Below are 21,408 nucleotides of genomic sequence, written 5' to 3' on the forward strand. Positions count from 1 at the left end.
CTGCGGAGGGCCTCGCCGTCACCGGCGCAGGCGGGTCGCGGCCATCGCCGTGAAGTAGCCGATCTCCGGGACGTTCATCAGGCGGGCCGCCAGGACGTAGAGCGCGCCGCCGCCGAGACCTCCGGCGAGGATGGCGAGCAGGTCGGGGAGCCGGTCGCCCGGCATGTGGCCGAAGGCCCAGACGACCGCCGCCGCGAACGCGAGGGCGGGCAGGGCGGCCAGGTGCAACCGGGTCAGCGTCCGCAGGATGCGGCGGCCGTCCATCCCGCCGAGCCGCCTGCGCAGGACGAGCGCCGCGCCGGTCGCGCCCGCCACGTAGAACAGCCCGTACGCGACCGGAAGCCCGACCACGACCTGCCGCGCCGGGACGAACCACAGCAGCGCGAACGCCGTCACCGCCTGCGCGATCCCCGCCGGGACGGCGATCAGGCCGGGCGTGCGGGTGTCGCCGAGGGCGTAGAAGACGCGCATGAGGAGCTGGTGCAGGGTGAACGGCAGCACCATCACGGCGAACACCATCAGGACGACGCCGATGCGCCGCGCCCCGTCCGGGCTGAGGCTGCCGTAGGCGAAGAACACGACCGAGCCGGGGACCGCGAACACCAGCATCCCCAGCCACAGCGGGACGAGCAGCGCGCAGGCGAGGCGCAGGCCGCGGGAGAAGTCGGCGCGGAGCAGGTCGCGGCGTCCCTCGGTGACGTGCGCGCTCATCCTCGGCAGCAGCGCCGTGATCACCGAGACCGCGATGATCGCGTACGGCAGCTGGAAGACGACGAGGGCGAACTTGTAGGTGGCCAGGCCGCTGCCCGCCACCGCGTGCCCGGCCTCGGCGGTCGCCCGGTCGGCGGCGCGGGTCGCCACGTTCGCGGTCACCAGGACGCCGAGCTGCGCGACGACGATGTAGAGCAGCATCCACGACGCGGTCCGCGCCGCCTCACCGAAACCGGAACCGCGCAGGTCGAGGCGCGGGCGGAAGCGGAACCCCGCGGACCACAGCATCCAGCCGAGGACGCCGCTCTGCGCGACGGTCCCGAACGCGGAGCCGGCGCCGAGCAGGGTGAGCTGGGCGTCGGTCACGGTCTCGGTGGTCTGCCCGCGTCCCGCCGCCCACAGGAACAGCAGCCCGGCGCCCATCGTGATCAGGTTGTTGACGACGGGCGCCCACATGGGCGCCCCGAACCGCCGCCGGACGTTCAGCAGCGTGCTCGCCAGGCCGCTGACGCCGATGAAGAAGATCTGCACGAGCAGCAGCCGGGTGAGCAGGACGGCGACCTCACGCTGCCGCCCGGTGTACCCGCCCGCGTACAGGGAGATCAGCTGGTCGGCGGCGAGCACCGCGACGGCGGTCAGCACGGCGAGCGCGAGCAGGACGACGCTGAGCAGCCGCTGCTCGGTCGCCGCTCCCCCGTCGGCGTCCCGGATCCGGCGCTTGACCAGGAACGGGACGAACACGCTCGCCAGCAGCCCGCCCAGCAGAAGTTCGTACACCGTGTACGGGATCATCTCGGCGGCCTGGTAGGCGTCGCCGAGCAGCGCGGTCCCGAGCGCCGCACCGATCACGACCGTGCGCAGGAAGCCGGTGAGCCGGGAGAAGACCGTCCCGATCGCCATGACGGCGCTGGAGTGCGCGACGCCGGGCGGTGCGGCCTGCACGGCGCCGCCGATCTCGTCGCGCTCCGAGCCCGGCCGGTCGGCGGTGCCGGGGTCGCCGACGTCGCCGGGGTCGCGGACCGGGACCAGCCCGGTCTCGGGTTCGCCGGGCGGCTCGGCGCGCTCGGCCTCGTCGAGGATCCCCGGCATGAGGATCCGTCCCGTGCCGCCCGTCCTGCGCTTGTGCGGCCCGCCCATCGGCACCACCCCCGGACGCGCCAGTATGCCGTGGGAGCCCGGACCCGGAAATGCGTGAGCGCCCACCCGGATGGATGGGCACTCACGGATCGGCCGCCCGCCGGGCGGTCAGTCGAGCGCCGCCTCGACCGCGGGGACGCGGATGGTGCGGCGGGCCGCGCCGAGGGCCGTCACCCCCGTGAGGACCGCGGCGAGCGCGACGACCGCGAGGTAGGTCCACACGTCCCCGCCGGGGGTGAGGGAGTCGCGCCGGGCCAGGCCGAACGGCACGATCGTGAAGACCGCGGCGACCGTCCCGAAGACCACGCCGGTGGCGGTCAGCACCGCCGACTCCAGCGCCACGGTGGCGAGCACCTGCCGGGGCGTCGCCCCCGCGAGCCGCGTCTGCCCGAACTCGCGCCGCCGGTGCGCGGTCGCCGCGATCAGCGTGTTGACCAGCATGATCGCGGTGAACAGCACCACCATGCCGATGACGACGAAGTTCAGCGTCTCGATGTTCTTCTGCTCGGCCGTCTTGGCCAGCCCGGCCGCCTCCATCGCCGCGTTCTCGGTGGCCTGCAGGAACAGCGTGCCGACGGCGGTCCCGACGAACAGGATGATCGGCGTGACCGCGGCGGCCATCGCGCCCGTCCGGCGGCGCATGACGCTCGCCGCGAGGTCGCCGGTCGCGCCGCCCAGCGCCCGCATCGGCCCGGCCGCCAGCGCCGTCACCCGGCGCATGATCGCCGGCGCGAGCAGCGCCAGCCCGATCGCGGCGAAGATGTCGGCCTGCCCGGACGTCGCCATGGCGTCGCTGCCCTTGCCGTCCATCACCGTCACCGTGATGACCGCCTCGTTCACGGCGAGCAGGAGGAACAGCACCGCGAACACGATCCGCTTCTTGGTCAGCCTCCCGGTGTCGGTCGCCGCGGCCGTCATCGACTCGGTCACCCGGACGCGGGCGGCCCGGCGCGCGGTGATCAGCGCGGCGCCGGTCGCGGACACGAACATGATCCCCAGGCCCATCGTCAGCGCGATCGGCCCGAAGCCGTACCCGATCCCGGCCGGAACCTGGCCGGTGTCGCGCAGCAGCCCGAGCAGGCCCCGTCCGATCAGCATCGCGGGGACGATCCCGAGCAGCGCCGCCGCCACGGCCAGGCCCGCGGCCTCGCCGACGATCATCCGGGCGAGCTGGCCGGGGGTCGCGCCGACGCTCTTGAGCAGCGCCATCTCCCCAGCCCGCTGCCGGACCGACAGGGTCATGGCCGAGGCGACCGCGAAGACCACCAGCAGCAGCCCCCAGCCGCCGACCACGTACGCCATGGTCACGAGGGTCTCCCGGGCCGTCCCGGTCGCGCCGCCCGCCTCCGCGGTGTCCAGCATCGAGGCGAACGCCATGATGATCGCCGAGCCGAGGAGCATCGCGAGGAAACTCGCCGTGAACGCGCCGGCCCGCCTGCGCAGAGAACTGATCGCCAATCCGAACACGCCGCTCACGCCCCCGCCGTCGTCCGCTGGCGCTCGACCTCGTCGGCCAGGTGCGTCATCCGCTCCGCGACGGCCTCGGCGGTCGGCGCGGTCTGGTGCCCGACGATCCGCCCGTCCGTGAGGTACAGCACCGAACCCGCATAGGACGCGGCGACCGGGTCGTGGGTGACCATCACCACCGTCTGCCCGAACTTCCGCACCGACTCCTGGAGCAGCCCCAGCACGTCGCGGGCGCTGCGGGTGTCGAGCGCACCCGTCGGCTCGTCCGCGAACAGCACCCGCGGCTCGGTGACCAGCGCCCGCGCGATCGCCGCCCGCTGCTGCTGCCCGCCCGACAGTTCCGCCGGCAGGTGGCCGAGACGGTCGCCCATGCCGACGCGCTCCAGGACGGCCCGCGCCCGAGCCCGGTCCACCTTGCGGCCCGCGAGCTTCAGCGGCAGCACCACGTTCTGCATGACGTCCAGCGTCGGCAGCAGGTTGAACTGCTGGAAGACGAAACCGATCCGCTTGCGCCGGAACTTCGTCAGCGCGGCCTCGCTACCCCCGGACAACTCGGTGCCGTCCACGAAGACCCGGCCCCCGGTGGGACGGTCGAGGCCCGCCGCGCACTGCAGCAGCGTGCTCTTTCCCGATCCGGACGGGCCCATCACCGCGGTGAACGACCCCGCCGGCAGCGACAGCGACACGCCGTCCAGCGCGACCACCCGGTTGCCCTCGGCGCCGTACACCTTGCGCACGCCGTCCAGGCGGAGCGCCTCACCCGGTCCCTGTCCCGCCGGATCCGGGCCCTTGCGTCCGAACATCGTCCTGCCTCCAGCCCGGCGCCCCTCATGGGCGCCTCTGGGAAACGAAGTTACGGACGGTGAAGGCCGCGGAGGATGGGTCCAGCACGCCGATCGGGGTAGGCAAAACCCCACTGTTCAGCCGCGCCGCCGCGGGTCAGCCGATCCCGTCCAGCACGGCGGTGTAGCGGTGCCGCCGGTCCGGGCGGGCACGGCCCTCGGCATGGCGCAGCGCCGGAACGGCGGGCGCACCGATCATGACGAGGCCCGCCGCGGCGGCCGTGCGCACGGGCTCGCGAGGATGGGCGAGCAGGGCGACGAGTCCGGGGATCGCGGGCTCCCAGGCGGCGTGGCCGAGGGTCCTGATCGCGGCGCGGACGACGTCGGGCTCGGGATCGTCCAGGAGGCGGGTCGTCTGCTCCAGGTAGCCGGGCCGGTCCAAGACGCGGCGGGAGATGCGGTGCGCGTGCAGCCGCACCTTCGTCTCACGGTGGGCGATCAGCGCCGTGAGCAGTTCCGCGAGCTCGGGGTCCGCGCCGGCGTGAGCCTCCTCGTGGCGTTCGGCGAGGAGGGTGAGCGCGCGGCGGACCTGCTTGGGGCCGCCGTCCCTGGCCTGCTGGAACAACTCCGCGCGTGCCGGTTCGCGGACGGTATCGGCACTGCGTTCGCGCAGCCTCTTCAGCATGTCCTCGTCCTGGACGGCCGCTCCCGGTTCCCGCAGGGGGCCGGGCTCCAGGACGGGCATTTCCGCGAGGTCGTCGCGGCCCTCGTCGCGCAGGCGCCGCAGGACCCGGTCCAGTTCGGGGGTGCGCAGCAACGGCCGTCCGGCGACGAGGTCGAGCAGCCCCCAGGCGCCGGCCGCGAGCCGCCCGGAGACGGCCCCGGCGACGACGTCGGGCGACGCGCGGCGGAGCGCCCGGCCGGCCGCGTCCCGCGCCGCGGCGCCCCCGTGCTCCCAGGCGGCCAGCAGGGTGGGGACGAATCGGTCCAGGCCGGCCGGTTCCAGGTGGACGGCCAGACGCGCGAACCGCTCGGCGGTCCTGTCGTCTCCGTCCAGGTCGGCCGGGGTGGCATCGTGCAGTGTCCGCGCCAGGGCCGTCGTGGCGGTGAGATCCGCGTGGCCGCGCAGGAAGGCCCTGAGGACCGCGAGCCCGGGCTCTGGCTCGGGCCAGCCGAGCAGGGTGCGGGCCGCCGCCTCCCGCCGCTCCGCCTGCGGGTCGCACAGCATCTCCAGGAGGCGCCGCCGCTGGGCCTCGGAGCGGGGCTGGTCCAGGTCGCCGGCACGCGGTGTCCTGACATCCGGGACGGGGCGGCGGGACTCCTCGGCGAGAGTCCAGGGCGGGGCGCCGAGCGGCTGCAACTCCGTCATCCAGTCGAGGAGAGCGTCACGCGCGTCAGGCGGGGCCTGCGGGAAAAAGCTGATCAGCGCGTCGAGCACGTCCCGCGACGGCGCGTCCGCCAGGGCGGGCGCCCGCCGCAGGGACGTGATGTCGCGGACCTCGCGGCCGACTTCCTCCCGGAGCAGGGCGGAACCTTCGGCCGGCTCCTGCCCGAACGCCTCCCGCAGGACGGACTCCACGTCCCGCGCCGGGTGTTCCGCGCGCCCGGCGGTAGCCAGTGCCCGGTCGAGGTCGTCCCGCGTCGGTGCGGCACCGCAGAGGCGCAGCAGGACCGGCCCCGGCAGGCCGAGCTCCAGCCGGCGCACCCGCTCGGCGATCTCCCGCCGTCCGGCGGGCCCGACGCGCGGGATCACCTCCGTCAGCAGCCGCAGCAGCCGGTCGTGATCACCGGGGAGCGTCAGGCCGTCGACCAGGGGCCCGGCGGACCGGGCGAACACCTCCAGTTCCGCGTCCGGCCACGGCGGCGGGCAGATCGCGGTGATCAGCCGGAGGACGCGGAGATCGAGGCCCGCCATGTCCAGCCAGCGCGTGAGCATCGGACGCAGACGCACGTAGGGCGCCGTCCGGGGGTCGCGCTCGTGGGCGTCCACGATCCGGCGTGCGATCCCGGTGTCCCAGCCGTGATCGAGGAGGGCGTCCACATCGGGGACGGGTGAGGGCTCCTTCGCCCGAACCGTGATGCCGCGCCGGGCGAGCGCGGCGACCTGCCGCGCACCGAGCAGGCCGTCGAGGCTCCGCAGCAGCAGCGGCCGGTCGGGTGCGCGTTCCGCCGCCGCGAGGACGGTCGCGGCGAAGGCGTCGCCGAGGATGGCCCGCAGCGCCCCCGTGAGCGCCTCCCGCAGACCCGGGTTGTCGTGCCGGCCGAGCCAGGACAGCAGCTTCGGGACGGCCTCCGGCGCGCCCGCCCGGATGAGGGCCGACGCCGCCGTCTTCTTGACGTTCATGTTGGGGTGGTCGAGGCAGGCCGCGATCGCGGCCGCGGCCCAGTCCGCGCGGGCCTCCGCCAGCGCGAGGAGCGCCTGCCTGACCGTCTGCGCGTCACCGGCCGCGGTCAGCGGGACCAGGCTCGCCGACAGTGCCCGCGCGTCGCCGCCGTCCCCGGCGAGGACCGCGATCACCCGCCCGCGGACGTGCCGGTCGCGGTGCCGCAGCAGCGGATGCACGCGGGCCCTCGTCCGGCGGTAGGGCGCGCGGTGCAGCACGTCCAGCAGGGCCGTCAGCTCCGCCGGGCCGAGTCCCGGACGGTCCAGCAGGCCGAGGACGATGTCCGCGAGCACGGCGTCACCGGCCTCCGCCGCGCCGGCGGCGTCCAGCAGGCAGCGCGGCCGGAGCGCGCTCCGCCGGAAGAGGCGGCGGCCCAGGTCGCGGACGGCGGTGAGGGCCTCGTCCAGATCGGGCGCCTCCTCTTCCGTCACGACCCGGAGCAGCAGGTCGGCGATGGCGGGCAGCGTGGTCGCGTCGCCGTTGCGGGCGAGCCTGCGGAGGGCCTCGGCCGGTTCCTCCGGGTCCAGGTTCGCGCGGAGGAGGGCCAGTTCCCGCGGGTCCGGCCCGCCGAGGTCGTCGGCGATGCGGCGGGGCACATCGCGCGGGTCGAGCCTTTCCAGGACGGCCCGTCGCTCTTCCGCGTCGACGGTGAGGTGCCAGAGCAGTTCGAGGGCCTGATGCCTGAACGGCCGGAGATGCGGGGCGATGCCGCCGCCGTCCAGCCCGAGCCCGGCGCGCAGGAAGGCGACCGTCCGGGCGCCGCCGACGGCTTCGAGGGCGCCGAGGGCTTCCCGCGGCGAGCGCGGCAGCAGATCGAGAACGGTCTCCTCTGCCGCCGTGTACCGGAGCCGGCGGATCGCCCGCAGGAACGGCGCGGGGTCGGCGCCGGCCCCGGCGGAGCGGCGCGCCGCCCCGGCGACGGCGGCGCCGATCTCCAGGCCCGGCACTCCCTGCTCGTCGAGCGCGACCAGCAGCTCCAGGCGCCGGGGCCACTCCCCGTCCGCCTCGGTCAGCTCCCGCAGGGTCTCGTGCCTGCGGGAGTACAGGATGGTGGCGACGTCCCCGGCGGGGACGCGATGATCGGCGAGGGCCAGGTTCACGATCACCGGGACGTCCCGTCCGGCCGGGAAATGGCCGCGCCGGTGCATACCGCCCAGGCACGCGACGGCGGGGCCCGCGAGCAGCAGCGGGTCCCGGCCCGCGATGGCCGCGACGGCGCCGGCGTCCTCGCGGGTCGCCAGGCCGCCGAGCAGTTCCAGGGACCGCCGCCGCAGCTCGGGCGGCCGCCCGGGATCGGCGGCGATGCCGGTGAGGACGTCCCGATGGCCGTGCCGGGCGGCGACCTCGATCGCGGCGTCGGCGGGCCCGGTTTCGAGGAGGCGGCGGATCCGCTCGTGCGGGAGCGGGTCGAGCGCCGCCCACGGCTCGGCGAGCTCCCTCAGCGCGTCCGGGACGTCACCCGCGAGCCCCTCGGCGACCGCCCGCGCGCGGGCCGGTGCGAGAAGGGCCGAGTTGAGGGCCTCACGCGTGATCCGGAAGGCTTCGGCCCGGAGCACGGCGTCGGGCCGTCCCGCCAGTTCGGCGACGAGCGGTTCCGGGTCGTCCAGGTCCAGCGCGCCGATCCCGCGCACCGCCTGATAGAGCAGCTCGCCGGCGGGCTCGTCCCGGACGCGTTCGGGACGGCTGATGATCCCGTCCCGCAGCCGCCCGATCTGTACGGGAATGGACGGCCTCGGGAATTCTGCGGCGGGCATGGCGCCGATCTTAGGCTTCGAGCACGCGGCACCGGAGAGGATGACGGCATGGAAGTGGTACCCGAGGACTGGAAGCGGGCGCTGACGATCGTCGCGCACCCCGACGACCTGGAGTACGGGACGTCGGCGGCGATCGCCAAGTGGACCGGCCAGGGCAAGACGGTGACGGAGGTGCTGGCCACCCGCGGTGAGGCCGGCATCGACTCGATGGACCCCGATGACGCCCGCCGGATCCGCAGCGCGGAGCAGATCGAGGCGGCCCGCCGGGTCGGCGTCGACGACGTCGAGTTCCTCGACCTGCCCGACGGCATGCTCGAGTACGGGCTGCCGCTGCGGCGCGCCCTCGCCGGCGCGATCCGGTCGCACCGGCCCGAGGTGGTGCTGTCGATCAACTTCCGGGAGTCCTTCACCGGCGGCGGGTTCAACATGGCCGACCACCGGGTGCTCGGGCTGGCCGTCGCGGACGCGGTCAGGGACGCGGCCAACCGGTGGGTGTTCCGCGACCTCGACCTCGAACCCTGGCAGGGCGTCCGTTTCGCGCTGTTCGGCGGATCACCGCAGGCCACGCACTACGTCGACGTCACCGGGCACCTGCGGGCCGGCATCGACTCGCTGCTCGCGCACCGCGTGTACCTGTCGAATCTCGGCACCGGGTTCGACGCGGCGGCGTTCCTCACCGGCATCGCCGAGCAGGAGGGACGCGCCGCCGGCGTCGAGCACGCGATGACGTTCGAGATGATCGAGACCTAGCGGCGGGCGTTGGGCCGCTTTCCCTTGTTGCTCTTGCTGCGCTTGCGGGCCCGGCGTTTGCGCGTCTTCTTCGACATGTCCCGATTGACCACCCGGCAGGCGTCCAAGGCAAGGGACGGCCGTCCGGCGCACGGAAAAAACCCGCCCGGCCGCACGACCGAAAAGGCGTGCGGCCCGGCGGGCCGATGGCATCGGGGCCGGCGGCCGGGTCAGCGGACCTCGGTGATCTCGGGGCCGCGCTCGAAGGGGCTGAAGGTCTCCTCGCCCTCCTGCTCCTCCTCGCCCTCCTGGCCGGCCTCGCTGAACTCCTTGGGGATCTTCAGCTCCAGCAGCTCGCGGGGCGGCATCGGCGCGTCGCCGCGGTGGACGACCACGCCGCGCAGCACGTCCTCCAGGACCTGCCACTGCTCCTCGTCCTCGATCGCGGCGCCCTGCACCACGGCCTGCAGGAACCAGCGGGGGCCGTCCACACCGAGGAAACGGATGATCTGCGGCGCCCAGCCCTGCTCGACGAACTCGGCCGGGATCTGCTCGCGGACCTCCTTCGGCATCTCCGCGAGGACCTCCTCGGTCAGCGCCGCCGGGACCATCGCCAGCAGCTCGGCGCCGAACGGGCCGTCGCCCTCCTGGGTCTGGCCCTGCGCCTCCTCCTGGATGTCCTTGGCGGTCTCACGGCGCACGTCGTCCCAGATGCCGCTGCGCTTCGGCGCCGCGAACACCTGCAACTGCATGGCGCTCTCCTCGTACTGCACCAGCACCGCGACGGGACGCCCGTCGAGCGGGTTGCCCTGCTCGTCCACCTGGGTGGCCTCGAAGTTCACCTGGAAACCCAGCCCGGGCGCGATCGGCACCTGCATGGCCCCGAAATCGAGGCGCTGCAGCTCGGGGAAGGAGTCCTCGGAGTCCCACGGGCCGCCCTCGGCGGACTCCCCCTTGGGGGAGGACTCCTCCTCGGCTGCCTCCGTCGGCTCCTCGGTCACCTCGGGCCCCTTCTCAGGCCCCTTCGCGGGCTCCTCGGCCTGCCGGCGACGTCCAAAAGCCACGACTCACGCTCCTTCTCGACTGTGCTCATTGTCTCCGGACTCGGGCGCGGCACCGAATCCGCCGGTGGAACCGAAGCCGTCGGTCCCGCGCGCCGATCCGGGAAGCTCGGCGACCTCGTGGAACACCGCCTGTTCCACCCGCTGCACGACCATCTGCGCAATGCGGTCTCCGCGCCGCAGCGTCACCGTGGCGCGGGGGTCGGTGTTCAGCAGGGTCACCTTGATCTCACCCCGATAGCCGGCGTCGACCGTACCGGGTGCGTTGACTATCGTCACCCCCAACCTAGCGCCCAAACCGGACCTGGGGTGAACGAAAGCGGCGTAGCCGTCCGGCAGCGCGATCGACATCCCGGTCGGGACGACGGCGCGCTCTCCCGGCGGGAGTTCGACGTCCACGGCGGCGACCAGATCAGCGCCCGCGTCGCCCGCGTGGGCGTACTGCGGCAGGGGCAGCCCGGGATCCAGCCGCCGGATCAGCACATCGACCTTGTTCACGGACTCACCTCACGCGCTACCTGCCGGAAAACCCCACGACCCTACCCAGGGCGCCATGGCCGGCCGAGGCCGAAACGCCGCCGCCACGCGAGTCCGGCAGTTGACCTTACCCGCTCGTGCGCGATGCCCACCTCCCCCGGGACCGCGCGGTGCCGGGCGCGCCGGTCGCGGCGGATTCGTCACGCGTCGCGGCTCCGATGAGGGTGAGATCGGCCGATTCGTCTTGACGTTGTCATTGGACCTCGATTCGATATAAACCGAACCAGATTCTGGACACGGCTTCGAGGGTGGTGCGCGGCATGACGACCACGGCGCGGGAGAACGTCGACGGCAACCTGTCGAACCTGGAGTTCTGGGCACTGCCGCCGGAGCGGCGGATGGCGGCGTTCACGCAGCTGCGGCGGCGCGAGCACCCGGCGTTCTTCAAAGAGCTGAAGCTGCCCTTCGTCAAGGCAGGGCCCGGCTTCTACGCGCTGGCCAGGCACGCCGACGTCGTCGAGGCCAGCCGCACGCCGCAGATCTTCAGCAGCGAGCCGTGCTCCAACAGCATCGCCGACATGCCGGGCTACCTGGCCCGCTACTTCGGCTCGATGATCAACATGGACGACCCGCGGCACGCCAAGATCCGGCGGATCGTGTCGCGCGCCTTCACCCCGCGCATCCTGGAGAAGATGGAGACCGACCTGCAGGCGACCGCGACCCGGATCGTGGACGACCTGATCGAGAAGGGGTCGGCGGACTTCGTCACCGACGTCGCCGCGCGGCTGCCCCTCCAGGTCATCTGCGACATGATGGGCATCCCCGAGCGCGTGCGCCCGATGGTGTACGACCGGACGAACACCATCCTGGGCCTCGGCGACCCCGAGTACAGCGGCGGCAGGGACTACACCCGCGACGGAATCACCCACCTCGGCGCGCTGTACGGGCTCCTCAAGGTGATGGTCGCCGGATACGAGCTGAACCACCTGGCGATGAAACTGGCCCGGAAGCGGCGCCGGTACCCCGGAGACGACCTGGTCTCCGCGCTGATCTCGGCCGAGGTGGACGGCGAGCGGCTCACCGACCAGGAGATCGGCTCGTTCTTCATCCTGCTCGTGGTGGCCGGGAACGAGACGACGCGGAACGCCATGTCGCACGGACTGAAGCTGCTCACCGACAACCCGGAGCAGCGCGCCCTGCTGCTGGAGGACTTCGACAAGCACGCGCCGGGCGCCGTGGAGGAGATCGTCCGGATGGCCACGCCGGTCATCCAGTTCCGCAGGACGGTGACCCGGGACTACGAGATGAACGGACACCACTACAAGACCGGCGACAAGGTCCTGCTGTTCTACAACTCGGCCAACCGTGACGAGTCGGTGTTCGAGAACCCCGACGTCTTCGACATCACACGCTCACCCAACCCGCACGTGGGGTTCGGCGGCCCCGGCCCGCACTTCTGCCTCGGCGCCAACCTGGCCCGGCGGGAGATCACGGTGATGTTCCGCGAGCTGTTCACGCGCGTCCCGGAGATCCGCGCCACCGGGGAACCCGACCGGCTGTTCTCCAGCTTCATCAACGGCATCAAGCACCTGCCCTGCGAGGTCTGAGCGGGCTGGTCGCCGAGGGCCGTCGCCGGCGGGCAGGGTGTGACCGGGACGGGCTGGCCCGGTCCGCCCGTCCCGGTCGCGGTGATCTAGCCGGCGGGGGCGAGGACGACGTCGACGGTCAGGCCGGCGGGGGCGTCCTCCAGCGTCAGGTCGGCGATGCGGCCCGCCGCGGCCAGATCCGGCCGCGCGATCCGCGTCACCTCGGCGCCGCGCACGGTCGCGCGGGACACGTCGGCGCGCATCGACGCCTTCGCCTCCGACTTGGCCTTGCGGACCTGCCGGAGCGCCTCGGCCGTCGCGGCCAGGACCGCCGGGTCACCGCCCGGGGGAAGCTCGGCCACCGACGGCCAGGACGCCGTGTGCACCGACCCGTGCCGCCACCACGACCAGACCTCTTCGGTCACGAACGGCAGGATCGGCGCGAACAGGCGCAGCAGGACCGACAGCGCCGTGCGCAGCGCCGCCCGCGCCGACCGCGCCCCATCCGTCACGCCGCCCGAACCCTCCTCGCCGTCCCCGTAGGCGCGGGCCTTGACCAGCTCCAGGTAGTCGTCGCAGAACTCCCAGAAGAACCGCTCGGTGCGCTCCAGGGACCGCGCGTAGTCGTAGCCCTCGAACGCCTCCGTCGCGTCTTTGACGACATCGGACAGCGCCGCCAGCATCGCCTTGTCCAGCGGCTCCGTCACCGACGCGTCCGCATCGGTCTCGCCCAGACCCAGCACGAACTTGGACGCGTTGAGGATCTTGATGGCGAGCCGCCGCCCGACCTTGATCTGGCCGGTGTCGAACGCCGTGTCGGTCCCCGGGCGCCCGCTGGCCGACCAGTAGCGGACGGCGTCGGAGCCGTACTCGCGCAGCAGGTCGATCGGCGTGACGACGTTCCCCTTCGACTTCGACATCTTCTTGCGGTCCGGGTCGAGGATCCACCCCGACAGCGCCGCGTCCTTCCACGGCAGCGAGCCGTGCTCCAGATGCGCGCGGACGACCGTGGAGAACAGCCACGTCCGGATGATGTCGTGCGCCTGGGGACGCAGGTCGTAGGGGAACACCCGGCCGAACAGGTCGGCGTCGCGCTCCCAGCCGCCCGCGATCTGCGGCGTCAGCGACGACGTCGCCCACGTGTCCATCACGTCGGGGTCGCCGGCGAAGCCGCCCGGCTCGCCGCGCCGGTCCTCGGTGAAGCCCGGCGGGACGTCGGAGGACGGGTCGACGGGCAGCGCGTCCTCCGGCGGCACGATCGGCTCGTCGTAGATCGGCTCGCCGGAGTCGTCCAGCCGGTACCAGACCGGGATGGGCACGCCGAAGAACCGCTGCCGCGAGATCAGCCAGTCGCCGTTCAGTCCCTCGACCCAGTTCTCGTAGCGGGCCCGCATGTAGCCGGGGTGCCACGCGAGCTCGCCGCCGCGCTCGAGCAGCTCGGCGCGCAGGCCCTTGTCGCGTCCGCCGTTGCGGATGTACCACTGCCGGGTCGTGACGATCTCCAGGGGCTTGCTGCCCTTCTCGTAGAACTTCACCGGCCGGCTGATCTTGCGCGGCTCGCCGTCCAGGTCCCCGGACTCGCGCAGCAGCTCGACGACGCGTTCCTTCGCGGAGAACACCGTCTTGCCGGCCAGCTCGCCGTAGGGGTGTGCCGGGACGCCCTGCGGCGGGTCCGCGGCGAGACGCCCGTCCCAGTCGACGACCGCGCGGGTGGGGAGGTCGAGCTCACGCCACCAGGTGACGTCCGTGACATCGCCGAACGTGCAGATCATCGCGATGCCGGACCCCTTGTCGGGCTCGGCCAGCCGGTGCGCGACGACGGGGACCTCGACGCCGAACAGCGGCGTGCGGACGGTCGTCCCGAACAGCTCCGCATACCGCTCGTCGTCGGGATGCGCGACCAGCGCGACACACGCGGGCAGCAGCTCGGGACGCGTCGTCTCGATGTGGACCGGCTGCTCGTCACCGTGGAAACGGATCCGGTAGAACGCGCCGGGCTGCTCGCGGTCCTCCAGTTCGGCCTGCGCGACGGCCGTGCGGAACGTGACGTCCCACAGTGTCGGCGCCTCGGAGACGTACGCCTCGCCACGCGCCAGGTTGCGCAGGAACGCGCGCTGGGACGCCGTGCGGGACACGCCCCCGATCGTCGTGTAGAGCCGGCTCCAGTCGACCGACAGGCCGACGCGGCGCCACATCTCCTCGAACGCCTTCTCGTCCACCTCCGTGAGCCGCTCGCACAGCTCGATGAAGTTGCGCCGCGACACCGGGAGCTGCCGTTTCGGGTCGGGCTTGGCCGGCGGCTCAAAGTCCGGGTCGTACGGGAGGGACGGGTCGCACCGGACACCGAAGTGGTTCTGGACGCGGCGCTCGGTCGGCAGGCCGTTATCGTCCCAGCCCATGGGGTAGAAGACCGCCCGACCGCGCATGCGGTGGAACCGCGCGACGGCGTCGGTGTGGGTGTAGGAGAAGACGTGGCCGACATGGAGGGAACCGCTCACGGTGGGCGGCGGGGTGTCGATCGAGTAGACCTCGCCGCGTGGCCGGGTGCGGTCGAAGCGGTAGACGCCGTCGTCCTCCCAGACGCGTACCCACTTGTCCTCCAGGCCGTCCAGGGAGGGCTTGGAGGGGACGTTCGGAGTACGCGGCTGCTCTGTCATGGCCCAATGGTATTGACATCGGCCCACCCGCATGGCATTTGCCGGCACCGACGCGGAGATCACCTCCACCGCCGGGGGCGGGCCGTTCCGGTAGCGTCGGAGCCGGAACGCACGGGCGGACTGCCGAGGGCTCGCAGGCGCGGACAACACTGACGAGTGGAGGACGATCATGGCGGACAAGGGCGACATCGGCTGGCGGGTGATGGCCGGCGCCGCGGCCTTCGCGGGCGGCTTCGTCGCGAAGAAGGCCATCACGCTGGCCTGGAAGAAGACCACCGGCAAGGAGCCGCCGACCAACCCCGAGTCCCCTGACGTGGACCTTCTGGAGGCACTCGGCTGGGCCGTGGTGATGGGCGTCGGCATGGAGATCTCGCGCCTGCTGGCCACCCGGGCCGTCGCGCACCAGTGGACCAAGGGCACCGGCGACCTGCCCGCCCACCTCAAAAGCGGCGGTTAGGGCGGAGTCTCCCGGCTTCGGTGCGGGCGACCGGGGGCGTCGCCCGCACCGGCCCCTAATCCGTGGATCTCAGACGGCGACGGTGGTCCTGCGGAAGTGGGGGCGGGGTGCCGGCGGCCTCGCGCAGGTCGTTGCGGACCTTGGTCGCCAGAATCTTCGTGGCGGAGCGGTTGAGGGCCGCGCCGGCGGCCGCGCCCGTGAGGAACGGCCCCATGGTGCCCAGGGTGCGGCCGAAGGTGCGCAGCATGCGTTTGCGCAGGGCCGACTTCGCGGCCGTCCCCAGAGCACTGGTGAGGGTGCCGGTCTCCAGGGGGTTGATGCCGCGCTGCCGAGCCCAGGACGTGATGAACGCGGCGCCGCGGGCGGTACCGGTGCCCTGGACGCGGACGCCGTAGACCTCGTGCAGTTCGGCGATCATCTTGACCTCGATGGCCGCGATCACCAGGGTCTCGGCGGCGAGCTGGGCGGGTGCCGTCAGCAGCAGCGGCGGGGCGGTGAACTGCACGGTTGCCAGGGCGCCGCCGGCGGCGCCGACGGCGGTGGTGCCGTTTCCGGCCACCTTGACGAGCTTGTCGGCGAGCTGCTCGCCCATCAGGCCGGGATGGTGGGCCTGCAACGTCCCAAGGTCGCGGATCGGGATGTGCGGACCGGCCTCGATGAGCAGGTCGCCGAGCCATCGGCCCCGTGCGACGCCCGCGGCGCCCGCCTTTCGGGCGTTCTGGCCGAGCAGGCGGGCCAGTCGCCCGAGCAGGCGGCCGCGGGTCTCGCGGTCCATGTCCTCGTCGCCGGTGAGCCGTCCGATGAGCTCACCGAGTTCGGTGGAGCCGTCGCCGCGCGCCGGCTCCACGTCGTCATGACGTCGCTCGATCTCTCCCGTCACCCGAGGCCACTCCCGGTCAGGCGGCGCACTCGCGGCAGATCGGCTGGCCGTTCTTCTCGGCGGCCAGCTGACTGCGGTGGTGCACCAGGAAGCAGCGCGTGCAGGTGAACTCGTCGGCCTGCCTGGGAACCACCCGGAAGGTGAGCTCCTCGTTGGACAGGTCCGCACCGGGCAGCTCGGCGACCTCGCCGGCGTCCAGGTCCTCATCGATGATGCTGGCCGCCTTGTCGGCGCGCCGGGCCTGGAGCTCCTGGAGGCTGTCCTCGCTGAGATCGTCGTCTGTCTTGCGTGGGCTGTCGTAGTCGGTCGCCATCTTCTATCTCCATCCCCCTCAGTGCTTTATGCGCCCCGTCGCGCGGATCTAACGCTCGGGGGACCGTTCTTGTGCCCGATCCGGGCGGGAAATTCTGTCACGTTTGGTGACCTGCGACACACAAGGCGCGACCGTTCCCACGAGTGACACCCGTCACCCGGACCTCTTCCTCGTAATGTGTCTTCCGTCACATACCCGGCGGTCGTCTCGGCGTGGAAATCCGGAACCGGGACATCCACCGTGGATCCCGCGGCGGCCGGGATCATATCGGTCCGGGGGACGTTGTGCGCGCCTACCGGCCCGGCGCGGCGCGGTCGCCCGATCCGGTCGGCCGACCGCCGAACCAGACGCTTCGGTGAAACGTCTGAACTAACGCGATATCGTGCCCGCCTGAGGTTGGGGGCGGGCCCCCTGCGGGGTCAGCCCGGCGATCGCCGGCAAATGCCCTCGCGGCGGGGTCCGGCGCACAATATCGCGGGACATCACTGCGGGTCACTGGAGGGTCAGATGCCGGATGCCGCTCCGCTGGAGCCGGGCGATCCTAGGGCACTGGGACAGTACGAGGTCGTCGGAAGACTGGGTGCCGGGGGTCAGGGCGCCGTCTTCCTCGGCAAGGCGCCGGGAGGTGAGTACGTCGCGGTCAAGCTGCTGCACGCGCAGATGGCGAACGATCCGGCGGCGCGTGCCCGGTTCACCCGTGAGGTGAGTGCGGCGCAGAAGGTCGAGCCCTTCTGCACGGCCCGCGTCTACGAGGCCGACGTCCACGGCGACCAGCCGTACGTCGTCAGCGAGTTCATCGACGGGCCGTCTCTGCACGACGTGGTCGCCCACGACGGGCCGCGGAGCGCCGCCGAGCTGGAGCGCCTCGCGATCGGCACGGTGACCGCGCTCGCGGCCATCCACGAGGCCGGCATCGTGCACCGCGACTTCAAGCCGAACAACGTCATGCTGGCCGCGGACGGCCCGCGCGTCGTCGACTTCGGCATCGCGCGGACGGTCAACTCGCAGGAGAGCGCGGTGACCGCCACCGGGATGGTGGTCGGCACCCCCGGCTACCTGGCGCCCGAGCAGCTCACCGGCGCGCCGCTCACCCCGGCCGTGGACATCTTCGCCTGGGCCGCCACGATGGTGTTCTCCGCCACCGGGCAGTCGCCGTTCGAGGCCGACACGCTGCCGGTCATCATCAACCGGATCCTCAACGAGGAACCGGACCTGTCGGCGCTGCCCGCGGGCCCGCTGCGCGACCTGATCGGGCAGTGCCTGTCCAAGGACGCGGGCCTGCGCCCGCCGGCGGCTCAACTGCTGCTGAACCTGCTCGGGCACGTCGGCGCCGCGCCGGCGGGCCAGGGAGGCGGCCAGGACCTGCTCAACCAGGGCACCCGGATCGCCTCACAGCTTCCGCCGCCGCCTCCGGTGCCGCCGGCGCCGCAGGCGCGGCCGCAGCCGCAGATCACGCCGCCGCCGATGCCGATGCACCAGGGCCCGCCCGGCCCGTCGACACCGCCGCCGCAGCCCATCACGCCGCCGCCGATGCCGATGTACCAGGGCGGGGCGATGCCGCCGCCTCCGCCGCAGACCCAGCCGCGGATGCCGATGCAGCAGCCCGTCCCGCCGGGTCCGGGGTACCGGCCGCCGAAGCAGTCCAGCTCCGCGGGGCCGATCATCGCGATCGGCTGCGGTGTGCTGGCGCTGATCTCGTTCATCGCGGTCATCGCGTTCGTCGTCATCGCCGCCGACGGCGACGAGGACCCGGACCCGTACGTGGCGCCCAGCACGTACACGCCGAGCGAGCGGCCGACGTCGACGTCCACCGCCGACGGCGGGCTCCTCGGCGTGTTCGCGGGCGACGGGAACCAGCCGGGCGCCGGGGCGGGGCACACGAAGTTCGAGGTCCGGTTCGCGCTCCTGCGCACCAGCGGCACCGCGCGGTACGAGTACCCGTCCGGGGCACAGGACAACTGCTACACCAGGCTGTCGCTGCTGTCCGACGACGGGGAGGGCGGCAAGGTCGAGTACCGGGAGACCCCGATGGCGGGGATGGATCCGAGCAAGTGCGCGCCCGGTTACGTCACGTTCGTCCCGTCCGGATCCAGTGACTCCATGCGCTGGGAGTGGCGGCAGACCCGGTCCTCACCGTCGCCCGACGCCTACGGGACCGTGAGCAAGTGACGGCGGCGGTCACTCCGCTTCGCGAGGGTGATCCGCCCCAGCTCGGCGCCTACCGCCTGACCGGCCTCCTCGGGGAGGGCGGTCAGGGCGCCGTCTACCTCGGGGAGGACGAGCCGGGCCACCGGGTCGCCGTGAAGCTGCTGCACGCGCGGTTCAGCGGCGACCCGAGGGCCAGGTCCCGGTTCGCGGCGGAGGTCGCGGTGGCCAAGCGGGTGTCGGCGTTCTGCACGGCCCGCGTCCTGGACTCCGACGTCGAAGGCGACCGCCCGTACATCGTCAGCGAGTACATCGAGGGTCCGCCGCTGTCGACGGTGCTGTCGGCCGACGGCGCGCGGCGCGGCACCGACCTGGACCGGCTGGCGATCGGGACGATGACGGCGCTGGCCGCCATCCACCAGGCGGGCGTCGTGCACCGCGACTTCAAGCCCGGCAACGTGCTTCTCGCGCCGGACGGCCCGCGGGTGATCGACTTCGGGATCGCGCGGGCGCTGGACGCGACGGGCACGATGTCGAGCACGGCCGTCGGCACTCCCGCCTACATGGCGCCCGAGCAGATCTCCGGGGCGCAGGTCGGACCGGCGGCCGACGTGTTCGCCTGGGGCGCCACGATGGTCTACGCGGCCAACGGGCGCCCGGCGTTCGGGCAGGACTCCATCCCCGCGGTCATGCACCGCATCCTCAACCTGCCCCCCGAACTCGGAGACCTGCACGAGCCGCTGCGCGAGATCGTGGCGAACTGCCTCAGCAAGGACCCGGCGCTCCGTCCCGCGTCCCAGCACGTCCTGGCGCGCCTGCTGGACCTCGCGGGGAGCCTGCCCCAGCCGGGCGTCCGCCAGGACGCGGAGAACGGCGAGAACGCCGTGATGCTCACGCAGGGCGCGGCCACGGCGGCCACCGGGTCGGCGCGACTGCGCGTCCAGCCGGCGCCACCGCAAACCCACCCGCGAACGCCGCAGCCCCACACGCCACCGCCCCACACCCCTCAGCAGCACACGCCACAGGCGCAGGCTCCTCAGGCCCCTCCCGGCATGCCGATGCCCGGTCCCCCGCCGCCTGGGACACCGTGGTCACCACCGGCACCGGCACCGCAGGGCGGCGTGCACGGCGGCCCGACCTGGCCGTCCGGGCCGTCCTTCCCGGCTCCGGGCGCCGCCCCCGCCAAGCCGCCGGGGAACGGCGGCAGGCCCGGCATCGGCGTCCTGGCGAGCGTGGGCGGCGCCGCGCTGGTCGCCCTGGTACTGGTCGGCACCGTGATCGCGGTCCAGCTCGGCCGTGAGGACGAGCCCGAGCCGCCGGGCACGACGGGCCGCACCGGCGGCACGTTCCGGATGGCGGCCACGTCGCCCGGCACCGCGGGCGGGGAGATCGACCCGTCGCACGTCTACGGCGGTACCGGGCGGTTGCTGGTCAAGCAGCTGTTCACCGGCCTGACCGAACTCAACGCGGACGGCACCGTGCGCAACCGCCTCGCCACCGGCATCACACCGGACGCGACGTGCCGGCAATGGAAGATCGCCATCAGGGACGGGACGACCTTCAGCGACGGCACACCCGTCGACGCGCAGGCGTTCGCCCGCGGATGGACGCGCAGCGCCGCGACGAAGTCCGGCAGCGCCGCCTACCTGATGAACGACATCGAGGGCTTCCTCGACGTCGCGGGCGGCAAGGCCGACGCACTGTCCGGGGTCAAGGCGGTGTCCGGCACCCTCCTCAACGTCACGCTCACCTCCCCCAACTGCGACTTCGGCGCCCGGCTGTCCGAGCCGGCCTTCATGCCCGTCCCCGAGTCGGCCGGGAACGCCGAGAACGAGGCCTACAACACGCGTCCCATCGGGAACGGGCCCTTCATTCTCGAGGACTACAGGGAGGACGCGAGCGCCTCGCTCGTGCGCAACGACACCTGGGCGTTCGGCAAGACCAGGTTCGACGGCGTCGAGCTCGTCCTGGGCGACGACGCGGCCAAGGGACGCGCGGCCTACGCCGCCGGCGAGGTCGACTGGTATCCCGTCGAGCCCGGCGACCTGTCCTCGGCCCCCAGGAACGACATGGTCACCCGTCCCGGCCCGTTCACGCGGATGCTCGTCCCGATCACCGCCCGGGGGCCGATGCAGTCCAAGCAGGCCCGGGAGGCCGTCTCCTACGCCATCAACCGCGTGAAGCTCAGCGACATGCTCGGCGGCGTCCTCAAGCCCGCCCACGGCATCGTCCCGGCGGCGGTCCCCGGCTTCGGCGGGCCCGGGGCCTGCCCGTCCTGCGACAGGCCGGACCCGGCGAAAGCCAAGACGCTCGCGGAGCAGGCGAAGCTCGGGCCGGGCACGGAGATCAACCTGTACTACCGGGTGTCGCCGATCTACCGGACCCTCGCCGAGGCGGTGCGGAACGAGCTGCAGGCGACGCTCGGCTGGAAGGTCGAGATGAAGCCGACCCCGCTCACCGAGTTCACCCAGTACCGTGACACCCTCGCCTCGGACGACGCCTCCGGGCTGGCGGTCTTCGCCTACGGCCCCGACTATCCGGGCGCCTACTCGATGCTCTGGCCGCTCCTCGGCGGCGATCTCGTCGCCACCAGCGAGAACTCGAACTACAACCTCTCGGGCTGGAAGAACGGGCAGTTCGACGGCCTGATCTCCAACGCCCTCCGGAACCCGGCCTCCGACGGCCGGGCCACCCTGTTCAAGCAGGCCGAGAAGCTGGCGCTGGACGACCTGGCCCTCATCCCCCTCGTCAACGACGGCCACGCGGCCATCGTGAAGAGCGACAAGTACGCCGGCCTGAAGATGGACTACGACGGCGACCCGACCGTGGCCACCGCCGCGTTCAAGTAGGAATCGGCCGGGGCGGGCC

Annotated in this window: 14 protein-coding genes; 5 read left to right on the plus strand and 9 right to left on the minus strand. The window is 72.9% G+C overall.

The genetic code is table 11. The features are described 5' to 3' along the window. Positions 1–18 precede the first annotated feature (18 nt). The 4 genes from murJ to ACGFK0_RS02670 form a co-directional block, all read right to left on the minus strand. On the minus strand, positions 19–1,848 hold the full coding sequence (murJ, locus tag ACGFK0_RS02655; RefSeq protein ID WP_392899024.1) for a murein biosynthesis integral membrane protein MurJ: 1,830 nt from the start codon (positions 1,846–1,848) through the stop codon (positions 19–21). A gap of 108 nt (positions 1,849–1,956) precedes the next feature. Next, positions 1,957–3,324, minus strand: coding sequence for an FtsX-like permease family protein (locus tag ACGFK0_RS02660; RefSeq protein ID WP_392899027.1), 1,368 nt, complete (start codon positions 3,322–3,324; stop codon positions 1,957–1,959). After that, complete coding sequence (locus tag ACGFK0_RS02665; RefSeq protein WP_392899030.1) at positions 3,321–4,118, minus strand: ABC transporter ATP-binding protein; 798 nt, start codon at positions 4,116–4,118, stop codon at positions 3,321–3,323. Before ACGFK0_RS02665 ends, ACGFK0_RS02660 begins: the two co-directional genes overlap by 4 nt. Before the next feature lie 136 nt (positions 4,119–4,254). After that, positions 4,255–8,235 carry a HEAT repeat domain-containing protein gene (locus tag ACGFK0_RS02670; protein WP_392899033.1) on the minus strand — a complete coding sequence of 1,327 codons (3,981 nt, stop codon included), beginning with the start codon at positions 8,233–8,235 and terminating at the stop codon, positions 4,255–4,257. Between the two features lie 48 nt (positions 8,236–8,283). Between ACGFK0_RS02670 and ACGFK0_RS02675 the strand changes: the two genes are divergently transcribed. After that, positions 8,284–8,985, plus strand: coding sequence for a PIG-L deacetylase family protein (locus tag ACGFK0_RS02675; RefSeq protein WP_392899036.1), 702 nt, complete (start codon positions 8,284–8,286; stop codon positions 8,983–8,985). 209 nt (positions 8,986–9,194) lie between these two features. Here the strand turns inward: ACGFK0_RS02675 and ACGFK0_RS02680 are convergent, their stop codons facing one another. Continuing rightward, positions 9,195–10,028 carry a DUF3710 domain-containing protein gene (locus ACGFK0_RS02680; protein WP_392899038.1) on the minus strand — a complete coding sequence of 278 codons (834 nt, stop codon included), beginning with the start codon at positions 10,026–10,028 and terminating at the stop codon, positions 9,195–9,197. Positions 10,029–10,031: 3 nt separating this feature from the next. Beyond that, on the minus strand, positions 10,032–10,523 hold the full coding sequence (gene dut, locus ACGFK0_RS02685; protein WP_392899041.1) for a dUTP diphosphatase: 492 nt from the start codon (positions 10,521–10,523) through the stop codon (positions 10,032–10,034). Between the two features lie 299 nt (positions 10,524–10,822). Between dut and ACGFK0_RS02690 the strand changes: the two genes are divergently transcribed. Further along, positions 10,823–12,109 carry a cytochrome P450 gene (locus ACGFK0_RS02690; RefSeq protein ID WP_392899044.1) on the plus strand — a complete coding sequence of 429 codons (1,287 nt, stop codon included), beginning with the start codon at positions 10,823–10,825 and terminating at the stop codon, positions 12,107–12,109. Positions 12,110–12,195: 86 nt separating this feature from the next. On the opposite strand, the gene valS is transcribed toward ACGFK0_RS02690, so the two are convergent. After that, complete coding sequence (gene valS / locus ACGFK0_RS02695; protein ID WP_392899047.1) at positions 12,196–14,745, minus strand: valine--tRNA ligase; 2,550 nt, start codon at positions 14,743–14,745, stop codon at positions 12,196–12,198. 169 nt (positions 14,746–14,914) lie between these two features. Between valS and ACGFK0_RS02700 the strand changes: the two genes are divergently transcribed. After that, entirely contained in the window at positions 14,915–15,202 is a 288-nt protein-coding gene (locus tag ACGFK0_RS02700) for a DUF4235 domain-containing protein (RefSeq protein ID WP_392899049.1), read from the plus strand. A 55-nt stretch (positions 15,203–15,257) separates the two neighbouring features. Here ACGFK0_RS02700 and ACGFK0_RS02705 read toward each other — a convergent pair whose 3' ends face one another. Both ACGFK0_RS02705 and ACGFK0_RS02710 read right to left on the minus strand, forming a co-directional pair. Beyond that, positions 15,258–16,082, minus strand: coding sequence for a hypothetical protein (locus tag ACGFK0_RS02705; protein ID WP_392899052.1), 825 nt, complete (start codon positions 16,080–16,082; stop codon positions 15,258–15,260). Positions 16,083–16,098: 16 nt separating this feature from the next. Beyond that, complete coding sequence (locus ACGFK0_RS02710; protein ID WP_358458374.1) at positions 16,099–16,395, minus strand: DUF4193 domain-containing protein; 297 nt, start codon at positions 16,393–16,395, stop codon at positions 16,099–16,101. Between the two features lie 507 nt (positions 16,396–16,902). Between ACGFK0_RS02710 and ACGFK0_RS02715 the strand changes: the two genes are divergently transcribed. Both ACGFK0_RS02715 and ACGFK0_RS02720 read left to right on the plus strand, forming a co-directional pair. After that, on the plus strand, positions 16,903–18,564 hold the full coding sequence (locus ACGFK0_RS02715; protein ID WP_392899056.1) for a serine/threonine-protein kinase: 1,662 nt from the start codon (positions 16,903–16,905) through the stop codon (positions 18,562–18,564). Continuing rightward, entirely contained in the window at positions 18,561–21,389 is a 2,829-nt protein-coding gene (locus ACGFK0_RS02720) for an ABC transporter substrate-binding protein (RefSeq protein ID WP_392899059.1), read from the plus strand. Before ACGFK0_RS02715 ends, ACGFK0_RS02720 begins: the two co-directional genes overlap by 4 nt. Positions 21,390–21,408: the final 19 nt, after the last annotated feature.

Origin of the sequence: Spirillospora sp. NPDC048823 (assembly GCF_043198445.1) — a bacterium.
GTDB lineage: Bacteria > Actinomycetota > Actinomycetes > Streptosporangiales > Streptosporangiaceae > Spirillospora.

Coding starts and splice junctions, on each gene's coding strand:
- ACGFK0_RS02670 (WP_392899033.1), bottom strand. CDS start 8,235: ATGCCCGCCGCAGAATTCCCGAGGCCGTCCATTCCCGTACAGATCGGG.
- ACGFK0_RS02710 (WP_358458374.1), bottom strand. CDS start 16,395: ATGGCGACCGACTACGACAGCCCACGCAAGACAGACGACGATCTCAGC.
- ACGFK0_RS02715 (WP_392899056.1), top strand. CDS start 16,903: ATGCCGGATGCCGCTCCGCTGGAGCCGGGCGATCCTAGGGCACTGGGA.
- ACGFK0_RS02665 (WP_392899030.1), bottom strand. CDS start 4,118: ATGTTCGGACGCAAGGGCCCGGATCCGGCGGGACAGGGACCGGGTGAG.
- ACGFK0_RS02700 (WP_392899049.1), top strand. CDS start 14,915: ATGGCGGACAAGGGCGACATCGGCTGGCGGGTGATGGCCGGCGCCGCG.
- ACGFK0_RS02675 (WP_392899036.1), top strand. CDS start 8,284: ATGGAAGTGGTACCCGAGGACTGGAAGCGGGCGCTGACGATCGTCGCG.
- murJ (WP_392899024.1), bottom strand. CDS start 1,848: ATGGGCGGGCCGCACAAGCGCAGGACGGGCGGCACGGGACGGATCCTC.
- valS (WP_392899047.1), bottom strand. CDS start 14,745: ATGACAGAGCAGCCGCGTACTCCGAACGTCCCCTCCAAGCCCTCCCTG.
- ACGFK0_RS02690 (WP_392899044.1), top strand. CDS start 10,823: ATGACGACCACGGCGCGGGAGAACGTCGACGGCAACCTGTCGAACCTG.